Annotated in this window: 11 protein-coding genes; 8 read left to right on the forward strand and 3 right to left on the reverse strand. The window is 39.4% G+C overall.

The window, feature by feature from the left end:
* Positions 1–1,110 precede the first annotated feature (1,110 nt).
* Both ACFIJQ_RS04895 and ACFIJQ_RS04900 read right to left on the reverse strand, forming a co-directional pair.
* Positions 1,111–1,569: a short-chain dehydrogenase gene (locus ACFIJQ_RS04895; RefSeq protein WP_375628831.1), complete on the reverse strand. Its 459-nt coding sequence runs from the start codon at positions 1,567–1,569 to the stop codon at positions 1,111–1,113.
* Positions 1,570–1,638: 69 nt separating this feature from the next.
* Positions 1,639–2,202: an NADPH-dependent FMN reductase gene (locus tag ACFIJQ_RS04900; protein WP_273788528.1), complete on the reverse strand. Its 564-nt coding sequence runs from the start codon at positions 2,200–2,202 to the stop codon at positions 1,639–1,641.
* A gap of 482 nt (positions 2,203–2,684) precedes the next feature.
* Here ACFIJQ_RS04900 and ACFIJQ_RS04905 point away from each other — a divergent pair, with 482 nt between their 5' ends.
* The 8 genes from ACFIJQ_RS04905 to ACFIJQ_RS04940 all read left to right on the forward strand — a co-directional run bounded on the left by ACFIJQ_RS04905 (position 2,685) and on the right by ACFIJQ_RS04940 (position 8,472).
* Positions 2,685–2,846 carry a hypothetical protein gene (locus ACFIJQ_RS04905; RefSeq protein ID WP_375628833.1) on the forward strand — a complete coding sequence of 54 codons (162 nt, stop codon included), beginning with the start codon at positions 2,685–2,687 and terminating at the stop codon, positions 2,844–2,846.
* 40 nt (positions 2,847–2,886) lie between these two features.
* Positions 2,887–3,186, forward strand: coding sequence for a hypothetical protein (locus ACFIJQ_RS04910; protein WP_375628835.1), 300 nt, complete (start codon positions 2,887–2,889; stop codon positions 3,184–3,186).
* Positions 3,187–3,270: 84 nt separating this feature from the next.
* Positions 3,271–3,828 (forward strand): hypothetical protein, encoded by a 558-nt coding sequence (locus ACFIJQ_RS04915; protein ID WP_375628836.1) that lies wholly within the window; start codon positions 3,271–3,273, stop codon positions 3,826–3,828.
* 271 nt (positions 3,829–4,099) lie between these two features.
* Entirely contained in the window at positions 4,100–4,666 is a 567-nt protein-coding gene (locus ACFIJQ_RS04920; protein WP_273788531.1) for a hypothetical protein, read from the forward strand.
* A 24-nt stretch (positions 4,667–4,690) separates the two neighbouring features.
* On the forward strand, positions 4,691–5,020 hold the full coding sequence (locus ACFIJQ_RS04925) for a hypothetical protein (RefSeq protein ID WP_375628838.1): 330 nt from the start codon (positions 4,691–4,693) through the stop codon (positions 5,018–5,020).
* Positions 5,021–5,169: 149 nt separating this feature from the next.
* Complete coding sequence (locus ACFIJQ_RS04930; protein WP_375628840.1) at positions 5,170–6,114, forward strand: DUF6990 domain-containing protein; 945 nt, start codon at positions 5,170–5,172, stop codon at positions 6,112–6,114.
* Positions 6,115–6,924: 810 nt separating this feature from the next.
* Complete coding sequence (locus ACFIJQ_RS04935; protein ID WP_273788534.1) at positions 6,925–7,302, forward strand: hypothetical protein; 378 nt, start codon at positions 6,925–6,927, stop codon at positions 7,300–7,302.
* A gap of 9 nt (positions 7,303–7,311) precedes the next feature.
* Positions 7,312–8,472, forward strand: coding sequence for a DUF6990 domain-containing protein (locus tag ACFIJQ_RS04940; RefSeq protein ID WP_375628842.1), 1,161 nt, complete (start codon positions 7,312–7,314; stop codon positions 8,470–8,472).
* A 536-nt stretch (positions 8,473–9,008) separates the two neighbouring features.
* Here the strand turns inward: ACFIJQ_RS04940 and ACFIJQ_RS04945 are convergent.
* On the reverse strand, positions 9,009–9,332 hold the full coding sequence (locus tag ACFIJQ_RS04945; protein ID WP_273788613.1) for a hypothetical protein: 324 nt from the start codon (positions 9,330–9,332) through the stop codon (positions 9,009–9,011).
* Positions 9,333–10,052: the final 720 nt, after the last annotated feature.

The following is a 10,052-nucleotide window of genomic DNA, read 5'->3' on the forward strand; positions in this document are numbered from 1 at the left end:
GCTGTTTATCAGAAGTTTTCTTGTTTTCTGTGAATTTGCAAAATCGTAAAAACGTGGAACTGTAATGGCTAGGATGTATGGTTGATCAAGAGCCGTGAGGGTTGTGGGGCAGTTGAGGAGAAGAGGGTGCCAATGGAGGCGTAAAGGTTGGATTGTGAAATGCGTCAAATTTGAGAGAAGTTTTTCGTATCTTTGGTATATCTTGTATATGATCAGTGGGTTTTCTTTATAAGGCTTTAAATTTAGCTCAATCCACCACTTGTTTTTTGAGTTTAATGGCTTGAAAGTTTACGGTTCTTTATTTTACGTTTTCTTATTTGCTGTCGTAAAAATGAATTTAAAGCAAGTATGCTTGCTAATTGTGTTTTCTTATCGGTTTTTTTTCGGTTTATTGCGATACTTTTTTATTATGCTGAGCATACGAGTTTATTATGCTTAGCATACGAGGGTGCTTTTTGTACGCTGGCTGTAAGGGTGCCTAATTTTCATTCGGTTCTGAAGTGGTGTTTGTTATAATATATCCTCCCATGATGTCATAAAATTCTGTTTTGATATAAGCTTTCTTGGTACGTTTAAGTGTTGTTTTAAGGAGCGCGTTGAAATTTCTTTAAAAAAGTTTGTCGCGTATGAGTATTATGGGAAGACTATGAGCGGGAAATCAACTCGAACCTGCTAAAATTTGGACTGTTGAAAGAGAAGTTTTTCGTGGGAACCTTACGTTTTTTAGAAATCATCGTTTTTTGAGGTGTGGGGAGAAAGGTCAGCTTTAAAATAGACAAAAAATTCTAAACACAATTTGCTGTTTTAAGTTTTATACCATGACGCCTTATAACATAACGCCCCATAAGATTATGCTGTCTAAGTCGCGTGAGAAGGGAATAAGCCCGTGTGAAGTTTATAAACCGTCAGAGGGGGATAAGCCCGTGTGAGAAGGGTAAAAACGTTTGGTTTTGGGGCTGTTGATATAAGGATGCCGTTTGAGAGGCGCAGGGAGGGGGATTGTTCGTTCGCAAAGCCTATGATGTAAAGAGTATGGGGGACTCAAGAGGATGTTCGGGTATGGATAGAGATTTGAAGGGACACGGCTTCTTTGAAAAGCATAGGTATTGATCATAAGTTTGGTTTATTCATATGGTTTTTTATGGCATCCAGTACCTGTTGGCTTATCTCCTGATGAGTCAGCCATCGTGAACCTTTTGGGGTTATTTTTTGTCCTAATCGAATGGGGATAAAATCAACCTTGTTTTTGCGCGCGCACTCGAGGACCATTTGATCATGAGTGTTGGAACCAAAAATATGAAGAATACATGGTGGTTTAGGCAAAAGAGCTAACTGCTCAATTAATGCGCAAGAAAATGCAGGCGAATGAATCCATAATATGCAATATTTTAGATCATGCCATTGCTTCACAGCTTCTAAAAATTGCGCCTTTGATGCCGCACAATCATAATCCAACGGCACGCACAACTGTTTGTTGTGCAATGCCTCAAGCTGGACTTTATGTGAAAGAAAGCGTGCAGCAATAATCACTTCTTGCGGCTCGAGTGATTGACACAAAGGGGTAAGCATCCCTGTGCCCCCTACCACTAAATAACGATAGTGCGCACCCTTTTTTTCATGCCCCCCTCCCTTTTTGCTTTAAATCACACCACGGTGCTTTAAAAATGTACACATTTCATCAGCAAGCCTTTCACAACGTGTTTGTATCTCTTCACTGATAACTTTCCAAGTACGACCGTCATCATCTGAGGAAAAATCTTCGGGGGAAGAGGCGATTTGACATTGGAGTGCATAACCATAAAGCGTGCTCACCACCGGCAATAAATGCTCACACGGTTGTGCGCATTTTTGGGCGGTACTCCCATGAGAGATAAGCCCAACAGGTTTATTTAAAAAGGCATTATAAGCTAAATTATCAAGAGCATTTTTTAAAACACCTGAATAAGACCCTTGATAAACGGGGCTTGCTAGAATAACGCCATCAGCCGCTGCAATGGTTTTTACAAACTGGCGAACCGCAGCACTTGGATTAGCCTCAACCTGTTGATGATAATCTGGATCTGTCATCGGTAAGGGCTGTTCACGCAAATCAACCCAATGAAGTGATGCACCTCGCTTCGTGAGGCAATCCGCTAAATAACTGGCTAAAGTTCTTGTTAATGAAGGTTGACGCACAGACCCCAAAATAATTGCTATATTCAATAGGATTCTCCTTTATCTTTTCCAGAAAAGCCTATAACGCAAGGCTTAAAAAGAATTGTGAGTAAAATGACGCGTATCATTATGCTGTTTATAAAGAGCAGTTGTGATGATACCGCATAGTTATAGAATCAGTCCATGCTAACAAGATTGTTGACAAAACAACACCTCAAACTTGAAGAGAATGTTAGTGCTTTCATTAATATTAAAACGTTTGATCTCAAAAGTAGCGGCTGTCTTATTGTTTTAAAAGCGTTTTTTATGAATATATTCTTAGCTGTTGGCTTGCAAGATTCCCAATGAAAAAAGGAAGATATCGCCATATTTTGATTTATAATGATCATTGATCCTTTTTAATTGGAATAAGAGAGTTGTAAGATTTTCTTATTTCAAATGCTTTTATTGCGCGATCATTTGCGTATCAATGGAAGTTCCTTTTTTATGTCTTAAGTGGGGGGCGGGAAACAATTGAGAAAAGAATAAAAATGCTTCTATCTTTTCAAGAGATAAGGGCTGTTGTCGAAGCTAGATATGGCTGTTGTAGGGGGAGTGCGGGTAAAGGCTGTTGTAGGGGCAGAGCGGTATGGCTGTTTGTAGGGCGCGCGGTATGGCTGTTTGTAGGGGGCGGGCGGGTATGGCTGTTGTAAGGGGCAGGTTTTGTTGTAAGAGAGTGCGCGCCTAGGGTAAATGGGTAATCGTAGAGGCAGCAGGGGGGAGCGATGGCGCCGGATTACACTTTTTATTGAAACAATGGTGGTGATAGATTTTATCGTAAGGGGATATATTCATGAGGGCGCTATTGTTATTTCCTTCAAGGGTGCTGTTCATGAAATGGGGTGGACGCGCGTTGGTTTGGAAGTGTTGAGAGATGCTTCTTTAAAACAAGCACGTGAATTGGCAAAATTGAAGTATTGGCAACATAAATATGCAATACGAGTGTTCTCTGGGGGTGTTCTGTTTGACGACAATGGACGGAATTTTACTTGAGAGATTGTTCGTGTCCTTATATGAGAGATTGTTCGTGTCCTTATAAAAGTCAAGGACAAACAGTTGTATAAAAAGGAAGAGCAAATGAAGGGGGAAAATTCCACATTTTATAACAAACTGTGCTCTGTTGTTTTTGGAAAATCATTTCGTTCTTATAAAGACCATATTATCATTTGTCTTATTTCTATCCTTATTGGGATAGGTCATAAAGCTCTTTTGATCCCATTAGAATCCGAGTGGTCGTTGAGTGTATCGCAGGATAGCGCTCTTTTGGCGCTCTTTGTGCTGCGTGAAGTTATCATGGTGTGTGTTGTTGCCTTGATGCCTGTTTTATTGGTGCTTTATCTCATCTTAACGTATTTGTTGAAAAAAAAGATTCAGCAGTTAGAAGAGGCTATCCAGCAACGGGGTCACACAACCGATCAACAAAATAATCCAGTAAAAAAGGATAGAGAAAAAATAAGCAGTTTTTTTATCGCATACCTTTGGTTGATATTTCTGCTGGAAGTCTTTTTTCCTGCGGGTGTTGTCATGATCATTTTGGAATTTTATTATTTTGTTTTCAAGCGCGTGAGAACGTATTGTAAAGTGAGACGGGTACTAAAACGCGTAAGAAAAGAGAGCGATAAGGCGCTTTTGTAGCTATCGTGAGGGGGAAGAGGCAATGTTTGGAAGCTCGTGACACAAGAAGAGGGGATTGAATGGTTGAAGAATCATCAGGCAAAGGGGATAGTCTATTTTCGTTTGTGATGAGGAGGCTGCTCTTAATCATTTGGAAGAGCAACCACGCTTTTAGAAAGTCGGGGTTTTTTGTTGAAAACAAGGGAAGTGCCATGCATCGCACTTTTAGTGCTTCTTAAAAGAGCGAGCATGAGATAAAAAAATGCGTTTTTCATAAAAAAAAGGAAGAGCAATGAAGGGGAAAAATTCAGCATTTTATAATGGACTGCGCCATTTTTTCGAGAAAGATTATTTTTCTGCGCGAGAGTATGTTGTCATTTGTTTCCTCTCGCTCATTATTGAGTTGTGCAACAGGATTGTCTTTCTCTCATCCTTAGGCAGCAAAGAGAACTTGACAGGGTGGTGGGATACACCCCTTTTTTTCTCTCTGTGTACGTTTTGGCAAGTTATTGCAGTGTGTGTTTGGGTCTTGTTTCCAGTTATGTTGATACTCTGCATCATATTGTGGCGTTTGTTGGTAAAAAATATTCGGCAATTGAAAGAAATAAACCAGCAACGGGGTAAAATAACCGATCAAAAGGATTGGTATAAAGAAAGTGTGAACTGGAAAATGGACGATATTCTTGTCATGATATTTGTTCTCGTGCTTCTGTTCGTGACATTTTGGTTTGCTGCTATTCCCGTGGGGATTTTACAACTTTATTATGGTGTCTTTAAGCAGGTGAGAACGTATTGCTGCTTAAAAAAAGAACTGAAAAACGTCTTGCAAGAACAGGATACAGCGCTTGAGAAGTCATGAGAGGGGAAAAATAATGAAGAAATTATGAGAGATTCAACATTTATAGGGATTGCTCTCTATACCATTTTACCTCTGAGGTGTTTTGGTGCTCTTTCATGGGTTATCCGTAAACATTGCTCTAAAGGAGCAGTGTTGAGGATGGCATTGAGTGGAAGAAAAGCCGATTATGGATTAGTATTGATAAAAGCGTTATTACATGAGAGCCCATGGGGTTTAGAGCCTAGAGTGAGCGTTTGGGACTTACTTCATCGTTTGAGGTGTGAGGAAGGGGGAACGGTTTTTCTAGCAGGTGGTCGCGGTATATGGGTTGTTTTCGTATTTTTAGGTGCCTTGTTCATTCAAGCTTTGAAATGAATCCTATTGAAGTGGGGATGCAGGGTCATTTTCTTGAAAATAGGAGAATTTTTGGGAAGAAAAAGCTGAATTGTGGCTATCGGTTACAGATTGGCGCGGTTTGAAAATATTCACTGTTTGAGGTGTGAGGAAGGTAAGGGGTAAGATCCATGCGGGATAAGAAAATTTCTGAAAAAAGCAAGAAAGAATCGCTTGATGAGGGGGAATTTTTAACCATACAGAGTGCAACAGCGCTTTTAAAAAGCTTGGGATGGTCGGTGGAAATCGAGGGAAAAGGAGATCATTTGGCAACTCTCTTTTTACCAGATCGTGAAGTGCAGTTTCTCTATAACGAGAAACGAGTGGAAGAATTTTCGCCCTTTGATCGCGGACTTTTAATTATGAGCGGTATTTTTGCTGCGGCTTGTCAGACGATTAATCCTCATAATTCTGGGGTTTTGCCAACAGTATTTATGAATTTTGTATCCAATGGATTGGAAATTTTTGAAGAAAAAGTGAGCGCCCAGCTTTTAAAGAAAACTCTCGATAAAACTTTAAAATGGACAATGGAAAGTGATTCTTTGCATGAAATGTTTCGCTCTCAATATAGTATTCCTCCTTGGGAAAAAGACTCTTTATCTTGGGCACTGGGTGATGAAGTAGAGTTCGCACCTTATGCTTTGCTGCATCTTGCAGCTCTTGCCTTGCTGGGCGATGTTGAGACTTTAGCTTCTTATGACGAAAGTTTTACGGCAGGGGAAAAGCTTGGCTTTGATGAAACCATTGAAAAAGTTCATTTGGAACGCGCGATGGTGATCGCTCAAGAAGTGAAAAGGGAAGGAAAGTTCAGTTACGATCTTCTGGAACGGGTTGCTGAGAAGTGGTCTATAGACATGGACTATCAGCTTTTCAGAATGAGACCCCCTGATACGTGTAATCAAAAACGAGATTTTCATAAAAAAATAGTCGAGGAGAAAAAACAAGAATTAAGGGAACAAGGATGTATTGTGAGTGATGAACCATGCGTCTTTGCAGCAGAAGGGGTAAAACATTCTCCTGATATTACTTATATTAAAGATGGTAAAATCGCACTTATGGATATAAAAATTGATTAGTTTACTCTTCTGTTAAAGAAAAGCACCCTTATTTGAAAGAAGAAAAGCGCCATGATTGAGGCGCTTTCATACTTTTCACACCAGAGCAAAATAAAGTGCTCGAAAAATCAAGAATAATAGCCAAGATTTTAAAAAATAGACTGAAAATGGTTTGATCCTCAAGAATAGGGGAGAAAAATCGATTATAAATTCTGCTATCTTCTTAAAGGCGGTCTCTTTTTTGTTAGAAAATGCTCATAAATTATCGCTTATTCAAGCGGTATGAGGGAAGGTCTATTAACTAAAACGCTTATGAGGGAAGTCTATTAACTAAAGTGGTATGAGAGGGGGGCGCTTAGGGGGAGAGCCCTCATTATTTGAGATGTGGGACAAGTAAAAGAACGGTTTTTCTAGCAGGTGATCGCGGTATATGGGTTGTTTTCGTATTTTTAGGTGCCTTGTTCATTCAAGCTTTGAAATGAATCCTATTGAAGTGGGGATGCAGGGTCATTTTCTTGAAAATAGGAGAATTTTTTGGAAAAAAGCTGAATTGTGGCTATCGGTTGCAGATTGGCGCGGTTTGAAAATCTTTACCGTTTGAGGTGTGAGGAAGGTAAGGGGTATCAAGGCACCACAAATATTATTATTTTTATTATGACGCAAACCATAATGGTCTGTGTACTTTTCTTGATTCCAGTGATATTTGGGTTTTGCATCATGATAATGCGTAAATTGGAAAAAAAGATCTAGAAACGAGAAGAGGTAATCTCTGTGGGATAGCAAATAAGCTCTCTGTCGCACGGGTCTTTTCAAAGAGTGAGAGGGGAATACATGAAGGAGCAAAATTGGGCATCAGAGCAAGAAACGCATAAAGGAGTGCATTCTTTTTCGCTCCAGCAAGCGTTGCTCTCAGCAAAGGATTATAAAGTTATTTTTGCTATTGCTGTTATCATTATCATCTGGAAAATGGTTCTAGAAATACCAGATGTATTAAATTGGCAGCTGACAGGATGGCAATATGTTGTGCATGCCGTTCTCTTTAAAACGACGGGCATCATAATGGTCTGTGTCATTATTTTTATTCCGGTTATGTTACGGCTTCGCACCAAAGTGACGTGTGAGTTGCGAAAAAATATTCAGAAACTAGAAGAAGCAATCTCTGTAGGAGAGCACATAAGCTCTCTGTCGCACGGGCTTTGTAAAGACTGAGAGGGAAAAATGAACAGTGATCCTATAGCGGTACGTGTCTTGGATCCCGGATTCTGGGTGATGATTGCTATTTGCATGATCATTATCATGCTTATTTTAGCTCTTTATACCTCTGTCTTCAAACGGATGAAAATGAATTTCCAAGTGAAAGGCGAGCTGGAAAGAGTGCTTAAAGAAAATGATCTTGCAACGCAGCAGTTTTGGAAAGATGAAGCCGTGGTGCAGGAGAGGCGTTTGCAACTAAAGGAAAAAGAGTTCTCTGCCGATTATGATGATGATGAAATTCTCACGATAGAAAGTGCAACAGGGCTTTTAAAAAGCTTGGGATGGTCGGTGGAAATCGAGGGAAAGGGAGATTATTTGGCAACCCTCTTTTTACCAGATCGCGAAGTGCAGTTTCTTTATAACGAGCAACGAGTGGAAGAATTTTCGCCCTTTGATCGCGGACTTTTAATTATGAGCGGTATTTTCGCTGCGGCTTGTCAGACGATTAATCCTCATAATTCTGGGGTTGTGCCAACGGTATTTATGAATTTTGTGCCCAATGGATTGGAAATTTTTGAAGAAAAAGTGAGCGCCAAGCTTTTAAAGAAAGCACTCGATAAAACTTTAAAATGGACAATGGAAAGTGATTCTTTGCATGGAATGTTTCGCTCTCAATATAGTCTTCCTCCTTGGGAAAAAGACTCTTTATCTTGGGCACCGGATGATGACATAGAGCTCGCACCTTATGCTTTGCTACATCTTGCTGCTCTTGCCTTGTTGGGCGATGTTGAGACTTTAGCTTCTTATGATGAAAGTTTTACGGCAGGGGAAAAGCTTGGCTTTGATGAAACCATTGAAAAAGTCCATTTGGAACGCGCGATGGTGATCGCTCAAGAAGTGAAAAGGGAAGGAAAGTTCAGTTACGATCTTCTGGAACGGGTTGCTGAGAAGTGGTCTATAGCCATGGACTATCAGCTTTTCAGAGTGAGATCCCCTAATACGTGTAATCAAAAACGCGCTTTTCATAAAAAATTAGTCGAGGAGAAAAAACAAGAATTAAGGGAACAAGGATTTGATGTGAGTGATAAACAGTTCGTGTTTGAAGCAGAGGGGGTAAAACATGCTCCTGATATTATTTATATTAAAGATGGTGAACCTGCATTTATGGATATAAAAATTGATTAGTGTTGTACTCTCCTGTTGAAGAAAAGCACTTTTATTTAAAAGATGTGAAAGCGCTATGATTGAGGCGCTTTCATACCTTTCTTACCAGAGCAAAATAAAGTGCTCGAAAAATCAAGAATAATAGCCAAGATTTTAAAAAATAGACTGAAAATGGCTTGATCCTCAAGAATAGGGGAGAAAAATCGATTATAAATTCTTCTATCTTCTTAAAGGCGGTCTCTTTTTTGTTAGAAAATGCTCATAAATTATCGCTTATTCAAGCGGTATGAGGGAAGTCTATTAACTAAAACGCTTATGAGGGAAGTCTATTAACTAAAGTGGTATGAGGGGGGGGAGCTTAGGGGGAGAGCCCTCATTATTTGAGATGTGGGACAAGTAAAAAATGTCATTTTTGAAGGCGGTGATATTTAGCCAATAAAAATAAAAACATCGGAAAAATTAAACTAAAAAAGGCCCCATTTTAAAAGGGCCTCTTTATTTAAATTTTACAATATACACAAAATGTATATAACCTTATTTTAAGAAATTTTTGTCTCTTATACTCTAGCGGAAACCAATTGTATAAAATATATAATAATTGATCCTAAAAAACCAGCTATTGCATTCAATAAACTTTTTCCTTTTTCGTATATATCGTTTATTGATGCTTGTTCTGATGCGCTTCTATTATTTACTCTCAGTATATTCAATGTATCCGATGTATCCCTTACTTGTTTAACAAACTGTAAATTTGTTTTCTCGACAGTATAAGGTGCAACAATAGGAGAGGGTTCTTTATTGACTATACGATCAGATTTTTGAATCGCGAGAGCTAAACCACTTGTAATTGCCCCCGCTATGAAAAAATATCTGATATTCATAGTTTTTTCTCCTATATTTATTTCTATAAATAAATATCGATATGTATCATACATAAATTCGATTTAAATAACTATAGTAAAAATACAACAGTCATAAAAAAGAATAAAGTTTGTCTACATTTTGACAAAATTTACCCTTAATTGCCTTAAAGAATTCTTTCAGATTCATATTTTATGAGGGTGTAAAAAAGTTTGAAAGTCTGTAGGCAAGTGGAATCCCATAAGATGGGTGATACAATAGTTGCTAGAAAACTTCTTTTTGTGCTTTTTAGCAAAGATTCGTAAAAATGAGGGTTCATAAGAATGAGATGCGATGAAAGTTAAGTAAAACCCGTGAGGGGAAGGATGCACTTTTTTGAAGGCTGAGTGCATCCTCTACAGTTTGGATACTGCTTCATGAGGGTGGGCGGTATCCGTTTGAGGGGAAGGGTGCACTCTTTTAAGGGCGGAGTGCATCCTCTACAGTTTGGATGCATCCTTGAGAGGGTTGGATGCATCCGCCCCGTGTTTGAGGGGAAGGGTGCACTCTTTTGAGGGCTGGAGTGCATCCTCTACAGCTTGGATACTGCTTCATGAGGGTGGGCGGTATCCGTTTGAGGGGAAGGATGCACTCTTTGAAGGCGGAGTGCATCCTCTATATAGATTGGATGCTGCTTCATGAGGGTTGAGCAGTATCCCGTTGAGGGGAAGGGTGCACTCTTTTGAGGGCTGGAGTGCATC

This window comes from Bartonella sp. TT67HLJMS (assembly GCF_042193375.1).
Lineage (GTDB): Bacteria > Pseudomonadota > Alphaproteobacteria > Rhizobiales > Rhizobiaceae > Bartonella > Bartonella grahamii.

Excerpts from the sequence above, each read along its gene's own strand:
- ACFIJQ_RS04895 (WP_375628831.1), bottom strand. The coding sequence starts at position 1,569 with ATGCTTACCCCTTTGTGTCAATCACTCGAGCCGCAAGAAGTGATTATT.
- ACFIJQ_RS04905 (WP_375628833.1), top strand. The coding sequence starts at position 2,685 with ATGCTTCTATCTTTTCAAGAGATAAGGGCTGTTGTCGAAGCTAGATAT.
- ACFIJQ_RS04910 (WP_375628835.1), top strand. The coding sequence starts at position 2,887 with ATGGGTAATCGTAGAGGCAGCAGGGGGGAGCGATGGCGCCGGATTACA.
- ACFIJQ_RS04915 (WP_375628836.1), top strand. The coding sequence starts at position 3,271 with ATGAAGGGGGAAAATTCCACATTTTATAACAAACTGTGCTCTGTTGTT.
- ACFIJQ_RS04920 (WP_273788531.1), top strand. The coding sequence starts at position 4,100 with ATGAAGGGGAAAAATTCAGCATTTTATAATGGACTGCGCCATTTTTTC.
- ACFIJQ_RS04925 (WP_375628838.1), top strand. The coding sequence starts at position 4,691 with ATGAGAGATTCAACATTTATAGGGATTGCTCTCTATACCATTTTACCT.
- ACFIJQ_RS04930 (WP_375628840.1), top strand. The coding sequence starts at position 5,170 with ATGCGGGATAAGAAAATTTCTGAAAAAAGCAAGAAAGAATCGCTTGAT.
- ACFIJQ_RS04935 (WP_273788534.1), top strand. The coding sequence starts at position 6,925 with ATGAAGGAGCAAAATTGGGCATCAGAGCAAGAAACGCATAAAGGAGTG.
- ACFIJQ_RS04940 (WP_375628842.1), top strand. The coding sequence starts at position 7,312 with ATGAACAGTGATCCTATAGCGGTACGTGTCTTGGATCCCGGATTCTGG.
- ACFIJQ_RS04945 (WP_273788613.1), bottom strand. The coding sequence starts at position 9,332 with ATGAATATCAGATATTTTTTCATAGCGGGGGCAATTACAAGTGGTTTA.